This window comes from Mycobacterium sp. ELW1 (assembly GCF_008329905.1).
Taxonomy (GTDB): Bacteria; Actinomycetota; Actinomycetes; order Mycobacteriales; family Mycobacteriaceae; genus Mycobacterium.
On sequence record NZ_CP032155.1, the window covers coordinates 1,759,389 to 1,784,754 of the forward strand.

General features: G+C 62.1%; 17 protein-coding genes and 1 pseudogene. 10 read left to right on the forward strand and 8 right to left on the reverse strand.

Going from position 1 to position 25,366, the window contains the following annotated elements; translation table 11 throughout:
* The first annotated feature begins 8 nt into the window (after positions 1-8).
* The gene (locus tag D3H54_RS08225) at positions 9-1,007 is read left to right on the forward strand and encodes a Gfo/Idh/MocA family protein (RefSeq protein ID WP_149378631.1); all 999 of its coding nucleotides are present in this window, start codon (positions 9-11) and stop codon (positions 1,005-1,007) included.
* Positions 1,008-1,044: 37 nt separating this feature from the next.
* Here D3H54_RS08225 and D3H54_RS08230 read toward each other — a convergent pair whose 3' ends face one another.
* On the reverse strand, positions 1,045-2,685 hold the full coding sequence (locus tag D3H54_RS08230; RefSeq protein ID WP_286199170.1) for a GMC oxidoreductase: 1,641 nt from the start codon (positions 2,683-2,685) through the stop codon (positions 1,045-1,047).
* Between the two features lie 235 nt (positions 2,686-2,920).
* Between D3H54_RS08230 and D3H54_RS08235 the strand changes: the two genes are divergently transcribed.
* On the forward strand, positions 2,921-4,192 hold the full coding sequence (locus tag D3H54_RS08235; RefSeq protein WP_149378632.1) for a glycosyltransferase: 1,272 nt from the start codon (positions 2,921-2,923) through the stop codon (positions 4,190-4,192).
* A 75-nt stretch (positions 4,193-4,267) separates the two neighbouring features.
* Here the strand turns inward: D3H54_RS08235 and D3H54_RS08240 are convergent, their stop codons facing one another.
* On the reverse strand, positions 4,268-4,978 hold the full coding sequence (locus tag D3H54_RS08240; RefSeq protein WP_149378633.1) for a rhamnosyl O-methyltransferase: 711 nt from the start codon (positions 4,976-4,978) through the stop codon (positions 4,268-4,270).
* 404 nt (positions 4,979-5,382) lie between these two features.
* On the opposite strand from D3H54_RS08240, the gene D3H54_RS08245 reads away from it, so the two are divergent.
* The 5 genes and pseudogenes from D3H54_RS08245 (at position 5,383) to D3H54_RS08265 (ending at position 12,759) form a co-directional block, all read left to right on the forward strand.
* Positions 5,383-6,753 (forward strand): nucleotide sugar dehydrogenase, encoded by a 1,371-nt coding sequence (locus D3H54_RS08245; RefSeq protein WP_286199171.1) that lies wholly within the window; start codon positions 5,383-5,385, stop codon positions 6,751-6,753.
* Between the two features lie 46 nt (positions 6,754-6,799).
* Positions 6,800-7,798 (forward strand): NAD-dependent epimerase/dehydratase family protein, encoded by a 999-nt coding sequence (locus tag D3H54_RS08250; protein ID WP_149378635.1) that lies wholly within the window; start codon positions 6,800-6,802, stop codon positions 7,796-7,798.
* Positions 7,799-7,872: 74 nt separating this feature from the next.
* A complete protein-coding gene (locus D3H54_RS08255) occupies positions 7,873-8,991 on the forward strand; it encodes an acyltransferase family protein (protein ID WP_149383415.1) in 1,119 nt (372 codons plus the stop codon).
* Between the two features lie 290 nt (positions 8,992-9,281).
* A pseudogene (locus tag D3H54_RS08260) lies at positions 9,282-10,585 on the forward strand (glycosyltransferase).
* Between the two features lie 23 nt (positions 10,586-10,608).
* Positions 10,609-12,759 (forward strand): acyltransferase family protein, encoded by a 2,151-nt coding sequence (locus tag D3H54_RS08265; protein WP_286199172.1) that lies wholly within the window; start codon positions 10,609-10,611, stop codon positions 12,757-12,759.
* Positions 12,760-12,800: 41 nt separating this feature from the next.
* Here D3H54_RS08265 and D3H54_RS31715 read toward each other — a convergent pair whose 3' ends face one another.
* The 4 genes from D3H54_RS31715 to D3H54_RS08280 form a co-directional block, all read right to left on the reverse strand.
* A complete protein-coding gene (locus tag D3H54_RS31715) occupies positions 12,801-13,610 on the reverse strand; it encodes an ABC transporter permease (protein WP_286199173.1) in 810 nt (269 codons plus the stop codon).
* The gene (locus D3H54_RS31720; RefSeq protein WP_286199174.1) at positions 13,607-14,362 is read right to left on the reverse strand and encodes an ABC transporter permease; all 756 of its coding nucleotides are present in this window, start codon (positions 14,360-14,362) and stop codon (positions 13,607-13,609) included. The genes D3H54_RS31715 and D3H54_RS31720 overlap by 4 nt, the downstream gene beginning before the upstream one ends.
* Entirely contained in the window at positions 14,359-15,288 is a 930-nt protein-coding gene (locus tag D3H54_RS08275; protein WP_149378637.1) for an ATP-binding cassette domain-containing protein, read from the reverse strand. Before D3H54_RS08275 ends, D3H54_RS31720 begins: the two co-directional genes overlap by 4 nt.
* A 111-nt stretch (positions 15,289-15,399) precedes the next feature.
* Positions 15,400-16,464 (reverse strand): NAD-dependent epimerase/dehydratase family protein, encoded by a 1,065-nt coding sequence (locus D3H54_RS08280; RefSeq protein ID WP_286199175.1) that lies wholly within the window; start codon positions 16,462-16,464, stop codon positions 15,400-15,402.
* 466 nt (positions 16,465-16,930) lie between these two features.
* Here D3H54_RS08280 and D3H54_RS08285 point away from each other — a divergent pair, with 466 nt between their 5' ends.
* Positions 16,931-18,205 carry a glycosyltransferase gene (locus D3H54_RS08285; RefSeq protein WP_149378639.1) on the forward strand — a complete coding sequence of 425 codons (1,275 nt, stop codon included), beginning with the start codon at positions 16,931-16,933 and terminating at the stop codon, positions 18,203-18,205.
* Positions 18,206-18,239: 34 nt separating this feature from the next.
* On the opposite strand, the gene D3H54_RS08290 is transcribed toward D3H54_RS08285, so the two are convergent.
* The gene (locus D3H54_RS08290) at positions 18,240-20,432 is read right to left on the reverse strand and encodes an acyltransferase family protein (RefSeq protein ID WP_432246524.1); all 2,193 of its coding nucleotides are present in this window, start codon (positions 20,430-20,432) and stop codon (positions 18,240-18,242) included.
* Positions 20,433-20,438: 6 nt separating this feature from the next.
* Positions 20,439-22,727, reverse strand: a complete 2,289-nt coding sequence (locus D3H54_RS08295; RefSeq protein ID WP_149378640.1) for an acyltransferase family protein — start codon at positions 22,725-22,727, stop codon at positions 20,439-20,441.
* A gap of 480 nt (positions 22,728-23,207) precedes the next feature.
* On the opposite strand from D3H54_RS08295, the gene D3H54_RS08300 reads away from it, so the two are divergent.
* Together D3H54_RS08300 and D3H54_RS08305 are read left to right on the forward strand one after the other, a co-directional pair.
* Positions 23,208-24,329 carry a class I SAM-dependent methyltransferase gene (locus tag D3H54_RS08300; protein ID WP_149378641.1) on the forward strand — a complete coding sequence of 374 codons (1,122 nt, stop codon included), beginning with the start codon at positions 23,208-23,210 and terminating at the stop codon, positions 24,327-24,329.
* A 265-nt stretch (positions 24,330-24,594) separates the two neighbouring features.
* A complete protein-coding gene (locus tag D3H54_RS08305; RefSeq protein WP_286199176.1) occupies positions 24,595-25,353 on the forward strand; it encodes a class I SAM-dependent methyltransferase in 759 nt (252 codons plus the stop codon).
* The last annotated feature ends 13 nt before the right edge of the window (positions 25,354-25,366 follow it).

Consider the following 25,366-nt stretch of genomic DNA (forward strand, 5'->3'; position numbering starts at 1 on the left):
AGAGAACCATGCCTGGAAAATCAGGCCCGCTACGGATCGGCGTTCTGGGCGCGTCGGACTTCGCTCTGGCGACGCTCATCAACCCGGCTCGGGAGAACGACGACGTCATAGTTTCTGCGGTGGCTGCGCGCGAGTTAAGCGATGCCCAGGACTTCGCCGGGAAATGCGGAATTCCCAGGGCGCACCGCAGCTACGATGAACTCATAGCGGATTCAGATTTGGATGCGGTCTACGTTCTGGTTCCTACTAGCATGCATGGCAAATGGACGCAGGCCGCTCTCGCAGTAGGCAAACACGTGTTATGCGAAAAGCCGTTTACAGCCAACGGAGATGAGGCCCGTGAGGTCGCCAAACTGGCTTCCAATTCGGGTCGGATTGTGATGGAGGCCTGTCAGTTCCGCTATCACCCGTTGACGTTGAGGGTGGAGGAGATCATCGCCTCCGGAGAGCTGGGCAAGTTGAAGTCAGTGGACGTCACCTTGTGTGTCATGCTGCCGAACTTCTCGGGGAACTGTTACAACTACGACTTCGCCGGTGGTGCGGCGATGGACGCCGGAAGTTACGTGGTTCACATGCTCCGCACGTTCGGCGGCGGTACACCGGAAGTTGTTTCCGCACAGGCGAAATTGCGTGATCCGCGGGTGGACCGGGCCATGTCGGCCGAGGTGCGCTACCCCGAAGGCCACACTGGACGGCTCCGCTGCGCCTTGTGGTCGGGAAACCTATTCCGGGCCAGCGCCAAAGTTGTTGGTGAGCGCGGTGAATTGCGCTGGCTCAGTCCGGCGGCACCCAATCTCTTCCCGCACCTCTTGGTTCGATCCAAGGGTAGAAGTCGGGTGGAACACTTCTCGCGACGTACGACCTACGCCTACCAGCTCGATGCGTTCGCCGCGGCGGTACTGCGCGGGGAACCGGTGCGGACGACGCCTGAGGAGGCCGTCGAGAACATGAGCGTCATTGATGAGATCTATCGAGCCGCCGGCCTGCCGATCAGAATGCCGAGCTGAGAGAGCGGCCAAGCATCTTTCTGGGCGGCCGCCGGTATCAGTTGGTGAAGTGAGCCTGGTTCACATGAGCGCCAACCCGTAATGCGTTGGCCGCCACGGTCAAACTAGGGTTGAGGCCTGCGCTCGACGGGAAGAACGAGGTGTCCACCACGTAGAGATTCTCGACGTCGTGGGCCCTATTGTGGGCGTCCAGCACGCTCGTGGCGGGGTCGGTGCCGAACCGGGCCGTACCGCAGACGTGGCCCAGGTTCGAGTTGTCCCTGCCGCTGCCGAGGGCGAGCGTCCGAAAAGGATCAAGCACATCCTTGAGGTGACGCAGAAACTTCGTGCGTCGTTCGGCGTCATTGGGGTGCAGTCGATACTGGATCCGTGCTCGTTGGCGGTTGTCGGTGCTGAGGCCATTTCCTGGAAGGACACGGTTGTCGCGATAGGGCAGGTCTTCTGTCATCGCGGCCAAAATCAGTCCACCGGTGAAGAATTTCTCATAGACCCGACGCACCGCAGGACGCATCAGGCGCATGGCCTTTCCGCGCCCGTCGGGGCGGTTGGCCAGCCACTCCATCGGCGGTAGCGCACCGAACGACTGCACGGTGCCGTACTTCTCACCATCCAGGAAATAGAAGTCGTTCAGTCCGATTTCCTTGTTGGCCGCCGTGATTCGGGAGCCGGAGTGGGGCCAGATCTCGATGGGGTCGAGCAGATGGCGCATCAAGTTACGGCCCACCATGTCCGAACCGTTGGCCAGCCCGCCCGGCCAATCACCTGAGCGCGAATTGAGCAGCAGCACTGGAGACGCCAGCGCGCCGGCGGCGAGTACCACCACCTTGGCTTTGATCGCCAGCGTGCCGGAGCGGTGCTCGCAGATGACGTGTCGGACTTGCGTGCGATCAGCATCCAAGCGCACGACCCGACATTCGGTTAGGAGCTGGGCGCCGTACTCGGCGATGGCCGGTTGCACACCATTTCGGCCGGCTTCGTTCTTGCACGGCTTGGGACACAAGTACGTTTGGCAGGTTGTGCAGCCATCGAGGTATTCACAGGCCATCGGTAGGTGGTAAGGATGCAACCCGCGACCGGCAAGGTAGTCGACCAAGGGCTGGTTGTCGGCCGAAAACGCCGGCGCCGCAGGCAGGCCCACCGAGGTTGCTTCCGGCCGCAGGGGATCGGGTTGGCCGCGAACCCCCAGCACTTTTTCGGCTTCCGCATACCAGGGCGCCAAGTCGTCGTAACTGATGGGCCAGGCCTCAGGGACGGTGGAATCGCCGGCTTTGTGGAAGTTCCCGCGGGGCGTGAAGTCTCGAACGAAGAATCGTTCGCAGACCATGCCGTAGAGCGCCGACGAGCCGCCAGTCCCGCTGCCGATGAACGGCACGAACCTCTTTGGCCGCCGCTTGCTGATATCCTCGACCTCGTCGGTCGATCGTCCGGCCCGGGCCAGGGCGTCAAAGTAGGCTGCCTCGGAGTGCGCCACGGACGGCTCGGCCAGTTCGGGCATCTCAGAGCGTATGGTGTCCGCAGTCCCAGGCAGCGTCGAGCGGCCCTTCTCGACGAACAACACTCGGCGGCCGGATCGAGCAAGCCGATAGCCCAGTAACCCGCCTCCCATTCCGGCGCCTACCACTACCACATCCCAGAGCACGCGTTCGGCCTCGTGCGTGGTCAGGCGGCTATCAGCCAAATCGAGCTCCTCGCGGGCAATTTCCCAGGCCTGCGCCCGTCTGCACGAGCCGTGATCGTAGCATTGGTGAGAAGGTAATTATCGCCGGTTTGTCAGCCGGCTCTGGTCGAACGAGCAAAGTCTCAGCCGTCGAAGTCAACGATCGAATGCCACACTGCATTGTGGCGGAAGCCGTCATAATGCCGGTGGGCCTGACGACGTTTGGGCGAATAACTACTGAAAGGCCGCGATCGCGATGAAATTGGTTTTGGCAAGCTACGGTGGTCGTGGCGATGTCGAACCCGCGGTCGTTGTCGCGCGCGAGTTGCAGGGCCGAGGTCATGACGTGCGCATGGTTGTCCCGCCAAACCTGGTTAGCTTCGCCGAGAAAGCCGGCCTGAACGCGACCGCGTACGGTCTGGACTCGCAGCCGATCCTGGATCTGCAGCGCAAGTACTTCACCTGCTATTCGCACACGCCGTGGAAGCTCAAAGAGCTGAATCGGATGTCGAGCGAGACTGCGGAGTTCGCCGCCGAGTGTTGGGCGGATATGACCTCCACGCTGACTTCCGTCGCGGACGGCGCCGACCTGTTGCTTACCGGGCTGATTTTCGAACAGCCGGCCGCCAATGTGGCTGAGCGTCTGGGTATTCCGCTGGCCACCTTGCACTATTTCCCGACGCGTGTGCACGGTCAGCTTCTGCCGTTTCTGCCGGCGCCGTTGAGCCGCATGGGAATGACCATCAACGATTGGGTGGCGTGGCGGGCGACCAGGGCAAGTGAGGATGCTCAGCGCCGTGAACTTGGCCTGCCGAACGCGACTGGGCCTGCGCCGCGGCGGATAGCCGAGCGCGGCGGGTCGCTGGAAATCCAGGCCTACGACGAGGTGGTCTTTCCGCGGCTGGCGGCCGAGTGGGCGAAGCGGGATGGGCTGCGGCCGTTTGTCGGAGCGTTGGCGATGGCGTCACCGACCGATATCGACGGGGAAGTGGCTGCGTGGGCCGCCGAGGGCACACCGCCGATTTTCTTTGGATTCGGCAGCGTTCCTCTTGGGTCTCCGGTCGACACGATCGCGATGATCAGCAGGGCTTGCGCGCGATTGGGTGAGCGCGCGATCCTTGGTGCAGGTGGGACCGAATTCGGTGAGGTGCCCCCGTCCGGGCACGTCAAAGTGGTCGGGCAAGTGAACTACGCGACGATCTTCCCGGTTTGCCGCGCGGTGGTTCACCATGGCGGCTCGGGCACAGTCGCCGCGGCCCTGCGAGGGGGTGTCCCGCAGTTGATTCTGTGGACACTGCCTGATCAGCCGTTCTTCGCCGCGCAACTCAAACGACTGAAGGTCGGTGCCGGGCGGCGTTTTGCGACGACGACCGAGAAGACGCTGGTTTCAGATCTGCGTCGGATTCTGGCTCCGCAATACGCTGTGCACGCGCGCGACATCGCCCAGCAGATGAGCACCCCCGCGGAAAGCGTTGTTGCTGCCGCCGATAGTTTGGAAAACTTCGCCCGCCTGCGCTGCGGTGTCTGAGCGGGATTGTCCCGTCACGCGGATTTCAGATTCGTCAATCTTCAACCTTACGAACCGATCCCATGTCGGGCGACACTAGTTGCGGATCAAGAATCCGTACGGCGCGAATGTGAAGCCGAATTTGTTCTCCCGCTCCACATCATGGGTGTAATCGTTCGGGAATTCCTGCTCGTATGCCTCGATGGCTTCATAGGGTCCCGGTCCCCATTGGGGAAGGACGGGATGCCCGTTGACGCAGGAATCTTCCACCAAGAGGTAGTCGCCGCTGGAGAGCAGGGGCCGCAGGAGTTTCATCTCGGCGAGCACATGATCCCGCTCGTGGTTGCTGTCCAGAATGGCGAAAATCTTGCCCGGATACTGGTCTTTAAGCTGTTGGATCAATTCAGCGATTTCGGGCGCTGACGACGACGATTCGACGAACTGGATGTCGGGCTCAGCCACTACCGTGGGGTCCAGCGCGTCGTGGTTGATGTCCACGGAGAGCACCTTGAATGGGTGGCCCATCTTCTGCATCGTGTGTGCGAAGAACAAGGCCGAGCCGCCCCGGTTCGAGCCGAACTCGACCACCAGAGAAGGCTTCAATTCAGAGAGGATCTCTTGGTAATTCCACATGTCGGAGACTGATTTCCAGCAGTCCACCCCAAGCCACTTGGTCTTGTTCCACACGAAGGTGTTGTAGTACCACTTGTGGTACTCCTCACCCTCTGTGCCCGTCGGCTGGTACAGGAAAATTGACACGCCCGAATTGACCAGTCGGCGCAAGGACGAGAAGCTCGACTTCGCCATTTGCCGGACCATTTTGGCGTCCATCTGAATGTTTCGGATCGGCGGGCCCTCACTTTTTAATGCGAGGGGGGTTCGACTTGAGATCCGTTGCGCATCGTTCTTTGGTTGCCGTGGCACCGCGGCAGGTTAGCAGCACTTCTGAGGAAGATGTGGGCGTTGTTGAAATTTTGACGCATCCGCAGCTGAGGTGCGCGGCGCCGGCCGACTGTACTGACCGAGCGCCGTGGGGCGCTGTCGTCGTTGCCGGGGAGGGAAGTTTGCCCAACCTTCGGGATTCTGCAAACTTACGCGGTCGTCAGTGGATACACTGCCCGCGAGCTAGGCCGGGATTCACGCGTCCCCGGTGTCGTTTTGTGCAGGACGCGCACGCGAACTGAAGGGCTGGGTCCGCTGTGGCTGAAGGCGTGTTCGGACGTAGCGACGCCGAGATCGACCTCATGGTCCGCGGCATGCGGTCCGGGATCGCCGTCGTCGGCTTCGGTTACATCGGAACGGTGATCGGAGCCGTGCTCGCCGATCGCGGTTGGCCGGTGACCGGGATCGACGTGAGGCAGAGTGTTGTCGACGAGATCAATCTGGGAAAGACCACCGTGCCAGAGCCGGGGTTGGGCGAGATCGTCGCCAACAACGTGCGGGTCGGCCGGCTTCGCGCCACGACCGATTTCGATGCGATTGCCGAGAATGGGTTCGTTATCGTCACCGTCGGGACGCCACTTGGCCCCGACTATGAACCCATTGTTGACGACATCGAGGCTGCTGCCCGCGCCGTCGGGGCGAACCTGCGCAAAGGCCACCTCATCGTCCTGAAGAGCACAGTGCCACCCGACACCACCGAAAAGTTGTTCAAGCCGATTCTCGAAGAGGTCTCGGGGCTAAAGGCTGGAGTCGATTTCGGACTCGCGTTCTGCCCGGAGCGAATCGCCGAGGGCCAGGCCATCAAAGAACTGACGTCGATCCCGATCGTGGTCGGTGCCGTCGACGAACTCAGTGCCCGGGCATGTTCGACACTCTTCCGACACGCGCTGGGAGTGGAATCGATCATCGTCGACGATCCCCGGACCGCTGAGATGGTCAAGCTCGTGGACAACCTCTGGATCGACCTAAATGTAGCGATGGCCAACGAGATGGCCAAGGTCTGCGACCGGCTCGGTATGGATGCACTACAGGTTATTCACGCCGCAAACTCGATGCCGAAGGGAAGTCACAACGTCAACATCCTCATGCCCAGCATGGGTGTTGGTGGCTACTGCCTGACCAAGGATCCGTGGTTCGTGAATCACCTCGGTGAGTCGCTCGGGCTGGAGTTGTCGATTCCGCGAACCTCGCGGACCGTCAACGACGCCATGCCCGCCTATACCTACGGGCTGCTCAAACAACTGCTCGACGATCAGGGCAAGACCATCGAGGACAGCACGATCGCGGTATTGGGCATCGCCTTCAAGAACAACACGGGTGACTGTCGGCTCACGCCAACTAAATACGTCGTTGAGTTGCTCGAGGCGTCCGGCTGCGCTTTGACGATTCACGACCCGTGGGTAATGGGAGAGGAAGCCCACATGGTCACCAAGATTCCGTTGACGGCGGACATCGAATCCGCCGTCCACGGCGCCGACGCTCTGGTGGTGCTGGCGGGGCACCGCGAATTCCATCAGATTCCACTGGCGCGGCTGGCGGAACTGACGGCTACCGGTTGTGTGTTCCTGGACGGCAGGAACAGCTTCGATCCGGCAGCGGCGCGTGCTGCAGGCTTTGTTTACAAAGGGATCGGCCGGTAGGTGACATTCGGCCGTCACCCATACCCGAAATTGGGAGAGTAAAGGGATGTCCAACGTTGTCGTGACCGGCGGCTACGGCTTCATCGGATCACACCTGGTGTCTGCCCTGCTGGACCGGGGAGACACTGTCACGGTTTTCGACTTCGCGAAGAACACTCGCGATACGAGCATCGACTTCGACCGGCACGCCAACTTCCGGTTCGTGCAGGGCGATGTGACCGATCTGGCCGCACTCGGACAAGCCTTGACCCCCTCTGTGGATACGGTGTTCCACCTGGCTGCGGTGGTCGGCGTCAAGAACTACATGCAGGATCCGCTGCAGGTCCTCGACGTCAACGTGATCGGCACTCGTAACGTCCTCGAGCTGAGCCAGCGGCACGGCACCCGCGTGGTGTTCGCCAGTACTTCCGAGGTGTTCGGGAAGAACCCCAACCCCCCGTGGGCTGAGGACGACGATCGCGTCCTCGGGTCGACGCGCACTGCCCGCTGGAGCTATAGCACGAGTAAAGGGATGGCCGAGCATCTTGTCTTCGCGATGCATGCCGCCTACGGGCTGCCGGTGACAGTGGTGCGTTATTTCAATGTCTATGGACCGCGGCAGAATCCGATCTTCGTGATCTCGCAGTCCGTGCACCGGATCCTCAACGGGCGGCAGCCCTTGCTCTATGACTCGGGCAACCAGACCCGCTGCTTCACCTATGTCGACGACGCGATAGCCGGCACCCTGCTCGCGGCCGAGAGTGATGCGGCAATCGGCGAGGCCTTCAACATCGGAAGCATGACGGAGACCACGATGAGTCACGCCGTCGACCTGGCCATCAAAATCGCCGACATCGACGGCGTGTCCGACCCCGAAACTGTTGACACTACAGCAGTTTACGGTCGCCACTACGAGGACATCCCGCGCCGCATCCCGGACTCCACCAAGGCGCAACACGAATTGGGTTGGCGTCTGGAGGTCGACGTCGAAGAGGGCATCCGCCGCACCATCGAGTGGGCGCGAGCCAACCAGTGGTATCTCCAAGAACCCCCGGAGAAAGCCTAGGAACCGGGTTGGGCACAAACGACGAAGTTGATGGCGCGGCCGAAGTGGTCAGTCGCCGATCCGGGCGCTTCCGAATGGGAGGCAGCAGCCTCGAGCAGGCATTCGACCCGCGGCGCAACGCTCTTAACGCGTGGCGCCTAGCGATGGCGACGGGTGTAATACTTTGTCACTCTTGGCCGCTGACGGGTCGCAGGGTGTCCTTTGAGCCGGCTCATCGACTACTCGGGGATGTGTGGGTCGATGGGTTTTTTGCGATGTCGGGGTTCCTCATTACGTGGAGTTGGTTCAGGCACCCCCGGATTCGCGACTACTTCCTCGCTCGGGGCCTGCGCATCCTGCCCGGTTTCTGGGTCTGCCTGACCGTCACCGCGTTCGTCATCGCTCCGATTGCTGTTGCAGTCCAAGGCGGTTCCCCCGCAAAGCTGCTGACGTCCATCGCGCCGATCAGGTATGTCCTTGCGGACAGCGCACTGTTGATGCAACAGAACGACATCGCAGGGACGCCGCATGGGGTGCCTTGGCCAGGGGTATGGAACGGCTCTCTATGGACCCTCTTCTGGGAAGCGTTGTGCTACATCGCTATTGCGCTTCTCGGAGTATCTGGGCTATTGCGCCGCAGGTGGCTGATTCCCACGTTGCTGGCTCTGGCGTTGATTTGGTCGGCCCGACTGCCGGCATACAACGTCATCGCCGAGCGGCCACCTGACCCGCAGCGACCAATAGATGCCGCGACGGCCGCACTTTTCATGCAACAAGCCGCATCCCGTTTTGGTGTCATGTTCCTGGCCGGGGCGCTGCTATTTCAGTTTAGGAATCTTGTACCTGCACGTTGGTCGTTTGTTGCAGTGAGCCTGATCATCGTTTTGGCGGCCAGCGTGCTGCCTAACTATCGGCTTGTGGCGGCCGTTCCGTTGGCCTATGCGCTTATTATTTCGGGCGCCTTGCTACGCAACAAGTGGTTGAATCTACAGACCGATCTTTCCTACGGTGTCTACATATACGCATGGCCAGTGCAGCAGGTGCTGGTTATTTGTGGGCTCGCGTTCTTGAATCCATTTGCGTTCGCGATTGTTGCGACGGTCGCGACCCTGCCGCTGGCGGCACTGAGTTGGTTCGGGGTCGAGAAGCGATCGCTGGCCCTGAAGGCCCGGCTCTTGAAGAAGAAGAGCGTTGAACCGGCCGCCGTCGGCTAGCCCGGATAGCCGGCTTGGGATCTTCGTTCCGGCGATGTGTCAGTGATGACCACGGTGCCTGGCGGCTTCACCCATCACTTTGCCCGATCGACGATCAGTCGACCACCGCGGCGGGTGGACACGGCGAAGGCGTGCGCATGCGACGATTTTCGTCACCGTCAAAAATCTTCTGATTTTTTGCTGACTGGACATCGAGATCGGGATACCGTGCATGGCGACTGAGTCCGGGGTGTGGTGACTCATGGACTGATTCGCCGTATATGCGGGGAAGTGAAAGGCGAGCGTTCTGAATGAAACTTGTGCTGGCAAGCTGGGGCAGCCGAGGCGAAGTCGAGCCGTGCGCAGCGGTGGGCCGCGAGTTACTGAACCGAGGCCACGATGTGCGGCTGGCCGTCCCACCCGACCTGGTCGGATATGCGTCGTCGGCTGTGCCCGGAGCGGTCCCCTTCGGATCGGACTTGCAGGCCATGATGGATGCCTACCGCGACTTCTGGACCGGTCTTTTCCGCGCCCCTGGAAGGTCCGCACCTGGCCAAGTTGCTGGATGAAGGTCCGCAACCTGGCCAAGTTGCTGAACGAGATGTGGGAGCCCCTTCACCAAAGCTGGGCCGAGATGAGCGCAACGCTCACATCGCTTACCGACGGCGCAGACCTGCTCCTTTCCAGCAACGTGGGTTTTGAGCTACAGGCCGCCAATATCGCTGAGTACTACGACATTCCGTTGGCCACGCTGCATTGGTATCCGATGCGGCCTAACGGACAACTGGCCCCATTCCTGCCCCCGGCGGTCTGCCGGGCGGGAATGGCGACGTACGACTGGGCATCTCGGGGCGGCTGGGCGAGAAAGGTCGAGGGGGAGCAGCGCCGGGAACTAGGTCTGCCGCCGGGTAAGGGACCCTGGCCACAGCGGGTCATTGATCGCGGGCCACTGGAGATCCAGGCCTACGACGAGGTGTGCTTTCCCGGGTTGGCGGCCGAATGGGCTCACTGGGGCGATCAGCGACCGTTCGTCGGTGCTTTGACGCTGGAACTGGCGACACAGGCTGACGATGAGGTTGCGGCCTGGATCGCCGAGGGGACACCGCCGATCTTCTTCGGCTTCGGCAGCATGCCGGTGGAGTCTCCGGCCGACACGCTGGCGATGATCGCCAAGGCCAGCGGCGAGCTGGGCGAGCGGGCACTGATCGGAGCGGCCTGGGATGACTTCACCGATGTACCGACGTTCGAGCACGTCAAGATCGTCAGTGTGGTGAATTTTGCGGAGGTGTTCCCCGCGTGCCGGGCGGTGGTACATCACGGTGGCGCGGGAACTACAGCGCTCGGGATGCGTGCCGGCATCCCGACGTTGATCCTCTCGACAGACGCCAATCAGGCGCTGTGGGGATCCCAGGTCAGACGCTTGAAAGTAGGTACTGGCCGGCGGTTCTCGGCGGCCACCGCGAAAACCTTGGTCGACGATCTGCGCACCATCCTCGCGCCCGACTACCTCGCCCGATCGCGCGCGCTCGCGACCAAGATGACCAAACCCTCCGACGGGGCTGCACTTGCTGCCGATCTCGTGGAGAATTTCGCGCGCGCGCGGTGTGTCCGTTGAGCAGGATCAGCACTACCGAAAAAGTGCGGAGTCAGAGCGGGCAACTAAGGACATTCCGCCCCGATATCGAGGGTCTACGTGCTGTCGCGGTCGCGGCGGTTGTTCTTTTTCACGCCGCGACCCCCGGGCTCAATGGTGGCTACGTCGGTGTCGACGTGTTCTTCGTCATCTCCGGTTTCTTGATCACCGGGCTGCTCTGGCGCGAGGTGAGCGGCACCGGCACGGTGCGGCTGCGCAAGTTCTATGGGGCCCGAGCGCGACGACTGCTGCCGGCTTCGGCGGCTGTCGGCGTCATCACCATGATCGCCTCGTTTTTCCTCTTGCCGCCGCTACGCCTGCCGGTCGTTCTTGGCGACGGTATCGCCAGCGCGCTTTACGTCAGCAACTACCGATTCCTGCTCCTAGGTGTCGATTACTTCACCGCCCATGTGGCACCTTCGCCGTTCCTGCACTACTGGTCGCTCGGTGTCGAGGAGCAGTTCTACCTGGTGTGGGCACCGCTGATCCTCGGCACCGCCTGGCTCGTGCGGCGATTACGACGACGCAAAAAGGCCGTGGTCCCACCTACACAGCGCTCTTACGTGGTGGTCCTGACCGTCGTCACGGTCGTGTCTTTCGCCCTGTCGCTGGTAATCACCTACGGAATGCCCGCTGCTGCTTTCTTTTCGCTACCGACGCGAGCTTGGCAGCTAGGGCTGGGTGGGTTGGTCGCTCTCACCATGGGCCACTGGCGCCGACTGCCGCCGGGCGTCGCTGCGGTCGCCGGATGGGGCGGGCTGGCCTGTATTGCGCTGGCCTGCACCTGGTTCAGCCCCACTACCCCTTTCCCGGGCCTCGCTGCACTGCTGCCGACGGTCGGGGCCCTGTTGGTGATCGGCGCCGGCTGCGCCATACCGACGCAGGGTTGTGGGCGCCTGCTGGGAACGGCGCCGATGCAGGCGCTGGGACGCATTTCATACTCGTGGTACCTCTGGCACTGGCCGGTACTGATCTTCGCTCCGCTGGTGGTCGGTCATTCCTTGGGTTTGGTGGCCCGACTCGCGGCCGCGCTTCTGTCTGCCGGGCTGGCGTGGCTTACCCTGCGCTACTTGGAGAACCCACTGCGGTTTTCCCCGACGATCCGTAACTCCCCGTGGCGCAGCCTGGCACTGGGTGGTGCGGCCACCGCGATCGCAGTGTGCACAGGCTTATTGTTGCTCCAGGTCGTTCCCACACCGGTTGGGCGCGGTGCACCGGTCGCGCAGCCGCGCGTCACCGCCGTAGCGCCACCCGACGGTTCGCCCGAGGCCGCGTATGACGCCGAAGTGCAGCGAGTTTTCGCTCAGGTGCAGGCCGCAGTAGCGGCGTCAGCGAACCTCAGAGCGGTTCCGTCCAACCTTGAACCCCCACTTGCCGCGACTTTGGCTACGCCCAGGTTTCCGGCCGACGGCTGCCTGCGCGATCAATTCCAAAGTGGGCACCCAGAGTGCGCGAAGGGTGATGTCGCGTCGGCGACGACGGTGGCCTTTGTTGGCGATTCCCATGCCCACATGTGGGCTGGGCCGCTGGAACCGACAGCCGCCGAGCGACATTGGCGGCTGGAAGTGCTGGCCAAGGGCGCCTGTCCAATACTCGACGTTTACAACAAAGACAGCTTGTTCCGGCAGATGACCGAGAGTTCCACGCATTGTGAGCAGTGGCGCGGCGAAATAATGACCCGGCTTCGTGCCGAGCGTCCGCGACTGGTGGTGGTGGACATGTGGCGGGGCTACGGCATCGATGAGTCGGCATCCGGCTACCGGGCCTTCGAACCGGCGTGGAACGACAGCCTGACCCGGCTTGTGCTGCAACTCCGTGCAATGGGATCAGCGGTATTGGTGCTGGGCCCCATTCCCAATCCGCACGAATCGCTGCCGGTCTGCCTGTCGGGACACCTCGATGACATCCCGGCCTGCACACCGTCGAGGTCGACCGCCGTGGACGCATCCGGAATCGCCGGAGAGGCCATAGCTACCAAAGCCGGCGGTGGGCAATATGCCGACCTGACCGACCTGTTCTGTACCGCGGACAGATGTCCGCCGATCGTCGGAAATACGTTGGTGTACACCGACTCCAACCACGTCTACACTCCCTACGCCCAGCTACTGGCACCGGCCATTGCCGCGCTGATAGATCGCGAACTTGCCCGCGGGTAGCACGACATTCACCGGCAGAACCCACACGCCGTGGTGTTTGGTCAGCGGCCCGACTCGGCCGCGGCCCGGTAACCCCGGATGGCTAGTGGTCCGATCAGTGTGGCCAATACCAGACCCCATAGGCAGATCACCAGAAGCGATCCCCACGCGGGATGACGCCCTTCAGCGAGTGAGCGCATGAACTTAATCGCCGACCACATGGGCTGGAACCGGACCAGTGGCTGAAGCCATCCCGGAAACATCTCTATTGGAGGGGCTCCGGAGCTGGCGAACACCATGGCTATGGCCGGTACCCCCAGCCAGACGAGCAGGTTATTACTCGTCGAATGGACCGCGATAGCAATAAGTGCGGTCGAGAAGACGACGCCGACCATCACTGGGACCAGTACGAACGGGATTACGGAAAACCATCCACCTGTGAATCTAAGGCCGAGGCCAACGCCAACTGCAGTAATGATGATGGAACCTGCCAGCGTCCGTGTGGCGTCTGCGATGAGCCTGCCGGTCAGGGCGCTGGCCCGGTGCACGGGCAATACCCAGAATCGGCTGAGGATTCCCCATTCCCGTTCGATCCGAATGGTGAAAGTCGCTGCCATGGCACCGAATAGGGCACCTGCCACCGCGCATGTCGCCACCAGGCCGGGAAGTGCATCCTTGCCGGTGATTGTCATGATCGACTTGGCGACCAGGAAGTTGTAGGCAATCAGTAGGAAGCTCGGATACAGCAATGCTTGTATCGGGACTACCGGTTCCCTCCGCCAGTGGGTCAGCAAGCGTCCGGCGAACAACAGACTTTCAGCGGGCATCGAGCTCCGCAAAGATGGTTCCTGCGTTGTTGTGTTCATGGTCATTCCGTTCGCCTCTGCGCCCGGACAGCTAGTACGCCGAATACCGCAAGCAGAACGAGGCACCAGGCCACACTGGTCAGCACGTTGCTACCTACAACGTGGCCGGAGGCGAAGCCTCGCAGTGTTTCCGCGATTTGCGAAATGGGTTGATACACCACGAAAGGTTGCACCCAATCTGGGAATGCGTCAGCCGGTGCCATCCCTGTAGACATCATCACCAGCAGCATCTGGGGAACCAAGAGCACTTGGCTGGCGGTCCCATTTCGTCCGATGGCCGACCCCGCGATCCCGGTCCCCGTGGCATCTGCGCCGAGCGACAGTGCCAATGTGAAGGCCAAAACAAAAACGGCAAACCCGACCGTATAGAAAAGTCCACCTGTCATGCGGAAGCCGAATATGTACCCGACCGCAATCGCCGCGGCCAGGGCGACTGTCCCACGCAAGAGGCAGTACAGCATCCGCGCAATCAGTGGTGCCACCAATGGGATGGGGAGCGTGCGTAGCCGAATCCCGAACCCGGACTGCTGATCTCGCGTGGCGTGTTCGACGGTGGTCAGCGCGGCGAGAAGCGTGAACTGGATGATGATGACCGGTAGGAGATACTGCGAGTAGGTCGCTGTCCCGGTGTCGATCACACCCTGCAACGCGAAGTTGAAGACGATGAACTGTCCGGCCGGCACCAGAATTGCGAACGGCAGATCCTGGTGCAGCGTGCTGCGGACCATGCGTTCGGTGAGTGCAGCAACCGCCGTCACGTGGCGACATTCCGGGTGAGGTGCAAAAACGCTTCGTCTAGTGACGGCTTGCGGAGAGCTATGTCAGTGAGCTCGACGTCGAGCCTGTCGACGCGACGGAATACCTCGCTGAGTGTCGCCACGCCATCGGTTGCTCGGACGGAAACGGTGTTCGCTTCGTCGTCACACTCGGCATCCTCAAGATCGGCGACAACGTCGAAGATCTTTGACAGATCGGCGGGATTGACCGGACTCACGGTGCAGTAACTGAATCCGACGCGACCTTTGAGGTCTTCGGCTGTCCCGTTGGCGATGACGCGACCGTGATCGATCACGACGATTGAATCGCTGAGTACGTCGGCCTCTTCGAGATACTGGGTCGTGAGAAGGACTGTGACACCCTGGTCCGAAAGTGATGACACGGTGTCCCACACCGCGCGCCGACTGCGCGGGTCCAGCCCGGTTGTCGGCTCATCGAGGAATAACACCTTCGGCCGAACCACCAGCGCGGCGGCGATATCGATGCGGCGCTGCATCCCGACCGAATACTCGCCCAACCGCCGATCAGCGGCTTGCGCCATATCGAACTGGTCGATGAGATCGTCGGCCCGCAGTTGCGCATCCTTGCGACGCAATCCACGTAGCCGACCGAACAGCACCAGGTTCTCGCGGCCGGTGAGCTGCCAATCGAGCGCTGCGACCTGCCCGGTGGTTCCGATGCTTTCGCGTACTCGTGCGGGATCGCCGACCACGTCGTAGCCCGCAACAATCGCTTGGCCTGAGGACGGTCGCAGCAAGGTGGACAGAATCTTGATCGTCGTTGTTTTGCCGGCACCGTTATGGCCGAGCACACCGCAGACCGATCCGGCGGCCACCGAAAAGGTCACGTCCTCCAGAGCCCGTACGCCTCCGTCGAACGTCTTAGCTACAGCATCGAGCTCAATCACGAAAACTGACGATATCTGTTGTGGCTGCGGTCCGGGCGAACTTGCCTAAGGGAGAGCATCCCACTTGGTCGCGGCTGTGGTGTGTGCCCCCTGGCATTCGGCCGGTGAGGGTCATTTGGGCTGCTCAGCGATCCAGTCGAGCAGCGCGGGCAGGCCTGCGTCCAGCGACCACTTGGGACGCCAGGCCAGTTCTGTGATTGCCGGCTCAATGTCACACCTGGCTGCGCGTACGTCGCCATCACGGAACTTCGCCACGATGACAGGATCGGGGGCGCCACAGATGGTGGCGACCTTCCGCGCCAACTCGTGGACGGTCGTCGGGGCGCCTGAGCCGATATCGAGGTAACGCGATGTGGCAGCGGGTGTCGCAATGGCCGAAGACAGCGCTTGCACGACGTCGTCGATGTAGACGAAATCGCGCACGATGCGACCGTCTTCGTATACCTCCAGTGCGTGGTGCTCGCGCGCCAGCCGGGCAAACAAGGCGACGATTCCGGTGTAGGAATTCGTTAGCGACTGACCAGGACCGTAGACATTCTGCAGGCGCAGCACGCTGAGATTGGTGTCATGAGCTGCCGCCCACGCCGCGAGAATGTGCTCCTGGGCGAGCTTCGTCGCGGCGTAAATGTTGGTGGGACGGGGCTCGGTTCGGCTGGCACAGCTCGGAATCGGCGTTGCAGGATCACCCGTGGGGCCTTGGGGATCCCAGACACCGGCCTCGAGCTGAGCGTGGCTGCGGGGCCGCGGATAGAAGATGTGTTCGCCGGATTGCCAGGCGCCCTCGCCATACACAGCCCGAGACGAGGCGACGACCAGCTGTTCGGGAACATGCCCTGAACGGCTTAGGGCATCCAGGAGTTGGGTCGTGCCCACCACGTTGACCGCGCCGTGACGGGTCGCTTCGGACAGCGACTGCGCCGTTCCGGTTTCAGCCGCCAGGTGCACTATTTGGGTCGGTCGGAACAGTCGAAGCACGGCATCCAAGTCGGGCGCATGCGTGACGTCGCCGGTGAAGAACCGGACCGATGACGGTAGGTCGATCGCCGCCTGGTCGCCGTGTACTTGCGGGTGCAGGACATCTACGACAGCGACGTCGTAGCCGGCCTCGGCCAAGGGCCGCGAAAGTGCGGAACCAATGAACCCGGCTCCTCCGGTGATCAAAACTGATTGTGACAAAAGCTGATGCCTCCGGTTCCTGACGGCTGAGCTCACCAATTCTCGAGAATGTCGACCGACGGTGTCGTCGGACACGTCCCTCCCGGTCGACATTCTCGCCAGCTGGGGCCGATGCGGTCTTCGAGTCGAGGCATTCTTACATATAGATCCATCAGATTATTTGGAGATGGTCAAGCGATATTGAGGAGCCTTATCGGTGATCACATTCGAGCTCGATTGAGCAGAACGAGTTCGTGAGGCGCGTAGGTCGTGCTCCGCGAAGATGGGGCAGACTCCTACTGGCCCGGCGGTGACACCATTCAGGCGCGGCGCAAGCTGTGGGGTGCCTGCGGTGTGCCGAAATCACTCCTGCTACGCGCCTGGGGCAAGGTAGCCTCCAACCGACAAGTTTCGACTTGCAGGGATCGATTGGGCTTGGCAGGGTGTCCAAAACGGCGTTTGTGCTGTTGAGCGGGGGTCGCAGCGCGTGAAGTTTGCATTGGTCAATTGGGGTAGCCGCGGAGAAATCGAGCCGTGCGCAGCAGTGGGGCGTGAGCTGCTGCGCCGAGGGCACGACGTGCACATCGCCGTGGCGCCTGACCTCGTTGGGTTCGCCGAGTCTGTCGGACTCACAGCAGTCGCTTTTGGCCCGCGCCTGAATGACATTCTGGGCAGATACCGTGATTTCTGGACCAGTTTCTTCCGTGCGCCATGGCGAATTCGTTCGTTGGGCCGGATGTACCGGGATTTCCTTGATCCACTGAGCGAGTCCCGAAGTGAGATGATCCCGACCCTGGCGGCCATGGCTCAATCGGCAGACCTGGTGTTGACCACCATGAATTTCGAAGAAGTCGCGGTCAGCGTCGCGGAACGCTACAACATTCCTCTGGCGACACTGCAGTGGTTTCCGCTGCGAGCCAATGGTCGGCTCCTGCCGATCCGGCCAGCGTGGTTGGGGCGCTCGATCATGACGGCATTCCAGTGGGTGGCGTGGCGCGGGTCGAAGAACTTTGAGGATGCACAGCGATACGAACTGGGTCTGCCCAAGTCTACGAGTCCTTGGGCGCGGCGAATTCGTGAGGCGGGTTGCCTGGAAATCCAGGCCTACGACGAGGTGTGCTTCCCCGGGTTGGCCGAGGAATGGCAGCGGTGGGATCGGCCATTTGTGGGTGCGCTGACTATGGAGTTGGCGACCGATGACGATGAGGAGGTCGCATCCTGGATCGCCGCCGGGACGCCGCCGATTTTCTTCGGTTTCGGAAGCATGCCGGTCGAATCTCCAGCGGACGCTATCGCGATGATCGGCTCAGCCTGCGCGCAGTTGGGTGAGCGTGCTTTGGTGTGCGCGGGATCGAGCGATTTCAGCGATGTCCCAGAGCTGGAGCACGTGAAAGTAGTTGGTGCGCTTAACTTCGCGACCATTTTTCCTACCTGCCGCGCGGTGGTCCACCACGGTGGCGCGGGGACCACGGCGTTAGGCTTGCGGGCCGGTGTGCCCACGTTGATCTTGTCCACCGACATCAATCAACGCCTTTGGGGGACCTCGGTCAAACGACTGGGGGTGGGTACCGCTCGTCGCTTTTCGAGCGTCACCAGGACATCGCTCGTTGCGGACCTGCGCCACATTCTGCGTCCGGATTTTGTTGCCCGTGCCCGCGAACTCGCGGCGGGGATGACGGAACCGGCCAAGGGTGCGGCGCTTGCGGCCGATTTGGTAGAGCGATACGCCCAAGCGCACTCGCGCACTGCTGCAATCAATTGAACGATGCGGGCGGTGATGCTGGTCTGCGTCGAAGCTATCGGTAAGCCTGGGCGAGTGCGCGGTCGGCCAGTGCGCCCATCACCGGTGCCACATGACGCGAATACTCACGCGTCATGTGAGCCACGTCCTGATAGACCAGGGTGTTTCCGACGATGGCCGGGCAAAGGTCAGTCGTGCAGAACAGGTCGGTGACATCGACGTAGTGTCCACCACCTGCTTCGGTGGCGGCGGCCTCGGCGTTGATACCGGATTGGTTGACCGCGGTCGACCTCGACAACGTGCAGGCTGTTGCATCATCGAGGTGGCCGGACACGCATACCGGTATCGATTGGTGAGGAGCCGGAATGGGCCCGAGCACCAGCACCTCGGTGCCGTTGTCGCGTAGCTGCTGCACGAGGCGGGTCAGGCTGGTGATCCACCCTGGGTCGAATGGCGTGAAGCCAGATAGTGATTCGTCGCTTCCGTATGCCCGCCACATGCTGATGACGACCAGGCGGGGGCGCTCAGCGCGTAACCGGGCTAGGACCTCGGCGCGCCACTGTTCGCAGTGCTGAGCTTGCTCGAGCAGGCGATGGAAGAAGGTGTCGGCGCGCACGGCCACCGGTGGACACGCCCCCTTTGCCAGCGTCTCTAGTCGCCAGTGTCGTTGTGCGGCGAGTTCCTGGAACGCCGGGTTCCACATCGCTGCGTGCGAGTCGCCGAACAGGGCCACTGTCGTCGGCGACGAGGTATCGCCGGTCGCGCATTCTGGATGTCCTGATTGGTAAGGCGTGCGCAGGCAGCCTCCGAGGTACGGATCCTGTTGCTCTGCGCCCTTTTCGGCAAGCCGCGGTTGCAGATTCGACGGGACGGCTTGAATGCCGACTGAGGCGGCCACAGCTGCCTGCGCCTGAGCGAACGCAGCATGTACCGCTGTGTCATAGGCGCCGACGCCAGAGCCTGCCGGTACAGCAGCCACACTGATCGTCGCTGACGCCACCGGCACGCCTCGCCCTATCGGGTTGGGTAACACAGACAGCAGCGCGATGCCCACGCTGACCGCGACCGCGGTGGCCGCAGCGCCAAGACCGAGACTGCGCCGGGGTGAATCACGCACGGCCGGGGCGAATCTCAGCGGATTTTCAACAAGCCACAGGGTGAGTGCGGCCAGACCAGCGGAAACCAATATCGCTGCCACGCGGGCGGTCAGGCCCAGCGAATGACCCACCAACAGCGGGGTCAAGAGCAGCACTGGCCAATGCCACAGGTACCACGAATATGAGATTCGGCCCATCGCACGCATCGGCGGCAGTCCAAGCAGGCGCCCGGACCCCTGCGACGGCGTCGCACACCCGGCGGCAATCACAAGCGCCGCACCGACAACCGGCAGTAGTGCGGCAGCACCCGGGTACGGTGTATGTGAAGTCAACTGGACGCAGGCCAGCACGATCGCGCCCAGCCCAGCCCATCCGGCGACCGCGGCGACCCTTGGCGACAAGCGTTGCCAGCGCGTGGCGGTCAGCGCGACGAGACCGCCGGCGGCCAATTCCCACGCTCGGGTGGGCAGCGAAAAATACGCGGCGGGAGCAGCGACGTACGTAAGCCCGAGCGATAGCGTGAACGACACAGCGGCGATCAGTGCCAGGACCACCAGGTAGGGGGTCTGCGACGTGGTTGCTCCGGTTCTACTGCGTCGGCGTGCCCGTCGGACGACCGATGCCGTGGCGAGAATCAACATCGGCCATATCAGATAGAACTGCTCCTCGACGCCCAGGGACCAGTAGTGCTCGAACGGCGAGGGCGTCAGGAGGTCGGCGAAGTAGTTGACGTCGCCGATGATCAGCCAGTAGTTGCCTACGTACAGCGCGCTGGCGATGCCGTCGTAGATGACGGTTGGGACCCGCAACGGGGGTAACAGGACAGCTGAGGCAACCAGTGTCACAACAATGACCAACGCTGAGGCCGGGAGCAGTCGGCGGGCTCGCGCGCCGTAGAACTTGCGGAGGCGCACCGAGCCGGTTGACCGCGCTTCACGCCAGAGCAGGCCGGTGATCAGGAAACCTGAGATCACGAAAAATACGTCGACGCCGACGAATCCACCGTTCGCCCCTGGGATGTGAGCGTGAAACAGCCTAACAGCCAACACTGCGACAGCCCGCAGACCCTCGATGTCGGGGCGGAATTTCATTGCGGCCGAACGCTGATCCGGCAGCGACTCAGCCGAGAAAACGCTGTCGACTGAGGACATGGTCAGCTATTTCTGGGCCAGCGCGCGGTCCGCCAGCGCGCCCAATGCCGGCCCTAACGTCCGGGAGTAGGCCAACGTCATGTGTGTCTTGTCGAGATAAACCAAGTTGTTGCCGACGATGGCCGGGCAACGGTCTGCGGCGCAGTACAGGTCGGTGAGATCAGCGTAAGTGCCACCAGCGGCCTCGGTGGAGGCCGCCTCCGCCGACATGCCGGATGGGTTGAACGCCTTGGCTTTTGACAGTCCGCAGGCTGACACATCAAACAGATGGCCAGATACGCATGTCGGCACATTTATCCTGCCTGCGCTCGGGATAGGCCCGAGGACAAGGACTTTGGAACCCGCCTTGCGCAGTTGCTGCACGAGGTGGGTCAGGCTGTCCAGCCAAACCGAGTCGTAGGCGTGGAAACCCGTCAACGCCTCCCCGGTGCCGAACCCACGCCACATACTCACCACAACCAACTGGGGCGGCGCGGCGAGCAGGCGAGCCAGGATCTGACCGCGCCACTCCTGGCAGTGTTGAGCATGTTCGGCCAACCGTCCGAGCAGCCCGTTGTTCGGCAAGTTGATCATCGGGCAGTTGCCCTTGGCCAACATCAGCAGTCGCCAATGCCTCTGGGCAACCACCTGTTGAAAGGCCGGGAAGAACATTGCGGCGTTCGAATCGCCCACCACCGCCACCGTCGTCGACGAGCTGGTATCGCCCGTCGCGCACTCCGCGTGCCCCTGTTCGAGGGGACTGCGTAGGCAGCCACCGAAGTAGATGTCCTGCAACTCCGTCGCTACGCCGGCGAGCGATGGATCGAGATTGGACGGGACGACTTGGAGGTCAACCGATTTGGCGACCGCGGTCTGTGTCTGTGCGAATGCCTGCTCGATTGCAGCATCGTAGGCGGCGATGCTCGAACCAGGGGGCACAGGTACGGTCGTGATCGTCAGGGCCGCCGCCGGACTGCCGCGCCCGACTGGGGGCTGCACCACCGTCAGGAGCACCAGGCCAACACACGCCGCCAGCGCGGTGAAAGTGCCGCCGAGCGCGAGGCTGAGCTTGGGAGAGCGCTGCAGCCGAGCGGCATATCGCAATGGCGTCTCGACATACCGGAACGTAAGTACGCCAAGGAGGCCGGAAGCGATGACCAGTGCCACTCTGCCCGCCAGCCCGAGCGGGTGGCCCAGCACTATCGGCACAAGCACCAACACCGGCCAATGCCACAGGTACCACGAATAGGACAACCGACCGATCGTACGCATCGGCCCCCAACCGAGAACTCGACCGGCCCCTCGCGTGGGCAGTGCGCAACCTGCCCCGATCACCATCACGGTGGCGATCATGGGGAGGAGTGCCGCGGAGCCGGGGTAGGGGATCGTCGCCGGAAATTGGTTGCACACCAAGAGCAGTAGTGCCAGCCCGCCAGATCCGATGACCCACGCGGCCTTTGGGGGCAGGCGGCGCCATCGGTCAGCGCTCAAAGCGAGCATTCCGCCGATTGCCAAGTCCCATGCTCGGGTGTGGGTAGAGAAGTACGCCACGGCCTGCATCAAGTACGTCTCGACGAACGAGGACAGGAAAGACAAGACCACGATCAGGCCGAAGACCACCATGAACGGTCGCTTAGAGAGGCCCTTCTCGGCCGTTTTGCGTGGGCGCACACGCCGGACAAGCCATGCCACCGCGAGGAGTGTGAGGGGCCAGAACATGTAGAACTGCTCTTCGACGCCCAGAGTCCAGTAATGCTCGAACGGCGAGGGCTCGTGGTTGGCGAAGTAGTCGACGTTCTGGAAAACGAACCAATAATTGCCGACGTAGAGCGCGCTGGCGATACCGTCGCCCATGACCGTGCGGGCTTGCAGCGGCGACAATATGGCAGCGGAGGCAAGCAGCGTGACAACGATGACGGTGGCTGCAACAGGCAGCAGTCGGCGGGCCCGCGAGCCGTAGAAACTGCGTAGTTTCAGAGTTCCGGTCTTATTGAGTTGATGCCAGAGCTGCCCGGTAATGACGAATCCCGAGATGATGAAGAACACGTCCGGGCCGACGAAACCGCCGCCCACACCCGGGATCGCGGCGTGAAAGCCGAGGATGGCCAACAGGGTGAAACCGCGCAGACCCTCGATGTCGGGGCGGAAGTCCTTCAGTACGGGGCGTCGATCCTGCACTTCCTGGGAAGGGCTAATGCTGTCGGTCTGACGCACAGTCACCTTCTTCTTCCCTAACGCGGCCTTCTTCGAGACGCGGCCTTCCGAGTCGAGGCATTGTGGCACATTCGCCGCCGTTAATTTGCCGAAAGCGCTCATCTCGGTCTAGCGGTCTATGCCACCATGGCCCCTGTGCGGGCGATTCTTCAGACAAGCAGTGCTGGCATACATATCTGTCCGATCGCGTCGGGGATTCACATAGCTGGTACCGCACGTTGAGAACCCGACGGCGTGCCACCGTCGTCTTCGACGCACAGCTAGTACCCAACCGGAAGTAGAGCGAGTGAACATATTTGGTGAAGCTCTGCGTGCCAACAGGACTCGGATACAGAGTCTCGTCGCATCGGCGCCGCCGCACAGTTGCGGGAAACGTACGTCGCTAACCGAGGCGGCCTGCGCGGATGCTCTGCCCATTCGAGTTCACGGTGCGGGTGGGATCCTGCGTACGTCCGGCGGTTACTCGGTGACGGCGCCGTTGCCAAAGTGCGTAACCCTATCTCCGTGGATGCGGCGTTGACCGGGCGGCACGTATCGATCTTCGCCAAGCGGTAGGCCCAGGTCTTTGATGGGAGTTGACCTATGACAATTACTGACGTGCGGACGGTGGATCGAACCACCCTCCATCGTCTGTGGAAAGCGACACTGGTCGGCATCGGAACGGTGCTGGCGGTGGCGTGCTACTTCCTGCCTGTTCTTCTCGTCGCCATCGGCGTAGTCGTGGTTCTCTGGCTCTGCGGCCGAATGATCTATAGGGGCCGAGACCGCTATATCCCGAACCTCTACGCCCGGGACGTCCGGGTTTACGAGGACGAGTACCGAGCCTTTATCGATCACACGCTTTCCGACTTGCGGCAGTGCAAAATTCACGACCACCCGTTGCTGCGGGAAGCCGCCGATTTGGCGCTGCCTTTCGGACAGAACCCCGATGAACTCCTGCTCGATCTCGGGGTGTGGATCGGGTGGTCCACCAGACTGACATCCGAGGCCTCCCGCCGTACGGTTTACGGCTTCGATACCTTCGAAGGCCTTGTCGAAGATTGGCAAATCGATGACCAAACCGTCGTCAAGAGCGGAACCTTCGCGTTGTCAGAGCCACTCGCACAGCGACTCATGTCGGGGACCGGCGTACACCTCGACGACGGGGTGCCTGCTTCGCTCGGCCGCGCAGTTCAGTTCGTCAAGGGCACCACCTACGACACGCTGGCTCCGTTCCTTGCGGAGCGGCCGGGTGTCCCCATCCGGCTGTTCCACATGGATTTGGATACCTATGAGAGCTGCCTGCATGCGCTGGAAACCTGCAAGGGACACTTCGTCGAGGGGTCGATTCTCGTCTTCGACGAGTACCTGGTTACCAACGGCGAGATGCGTGCGTTCTACGAATTCCAACGTCGGTACGGGCTGGAATGGCGCTACCGAAAGTGGGGTCTCGAGATCTGGGAGATGAACGTTGAGATGGTCACCGCGCCCTGGAAGCGGCTCCTGTATTACTTCATCTCTCTGACGATTTATTGGAGCGTCGGGGGTGGTAGTTACGCCTGGGCCGTGTGGGACAAGCGGTTCTGGAGATTCTGGCTGGGCGCACCGCTCGGCGACATTGCCTTCATGCTCGGGGCCGCCGGGCAGCGAAAATCGGTGAGCCTGGAATTGACCGGGCTCGGTGAGCTTTCCGCGGCCAGCCAAGTTGTTCAACAGAAGGGCTGACAGGCTTGCGCGAAGGGGGTATTGAGCGACCCAGTGGCCCCCAGGATCACGGCGTCCGATCGTTTTAGCAAAGTGACGGACACGGCGTCGGCTGGCCGTTAACCTGTGGCCCTAGTTTCGATTCGTGGCTGAACTTCACGTAACGAACGAGTCATTTCTTCTGCGGCGCCACGATGCGGAATGCCAGGAGCGAGTGAAGCAGAGACGGATTTTGGCGTGCGGAATCCCGTGGTCAGAAGCCCTGAAGAGTGGAGAGGACCGTTGCGTGGGCATTAACGCCGGACTGGTGCGTGTCGTGGACGCGTTGCCGGGTATGAATCGAATCCGTGCCGTCCAGCGCGCCCTTGCGAGCCGGTCGAACCCTGTGTATCTCGAGATTGGTGTGTCACGCGGCCAGGCGTTCCAGCGGATCAGCGCGGACGTGAAGCTCGCCGTCGACCCCGCGTTCAACCTCACGCAGCGCACTCGGGAACTCGCGGACGCGACCGGTCGCGAAACCTACTACTTCGAGACGACAAGCGACGCCTTCTTTGACGACGAGGCGGACTTCCTCGCGAAACACCCCATCGACGTGGCCCTCATCGACGGGTTGCACACCTATGAACAAGTGGTGCGCGATGTCGAGAGAACCCTGCGCTTCTTGAAGGACGATGGCGTCATTTTCTTGCATGACTGTAACCCTCCTTTCGAATTGGCCGGCCGTCGCGCTGAGTCGTGGGAGGCCCACATGAAATCGCAGAAAGGACCTTTGGCGATCGGCATCTGGAACGGCGATGTCTGGAAGGCGATCGTCCATCTGCGCAGCACCCGCCCGGATTTGTTGGTTGGCGTGTTCAAGTGCGATCAAGGCCTGGGGTTCGTCCGAAAGGGAACTCCGGAATCGACACTGCCTTACACGGTTCAGCAGGTGGAAGCGCTCGGTTACGCGGATCTCAAGGCTGACCGCAAGCGTTTGTTGAACCTGAAATCGCCCCGCTATCTCGGCGAATTCCTCAAAGACAGCGCCGGATCTGCGCGCGGCTGAACGAACCGGTCGA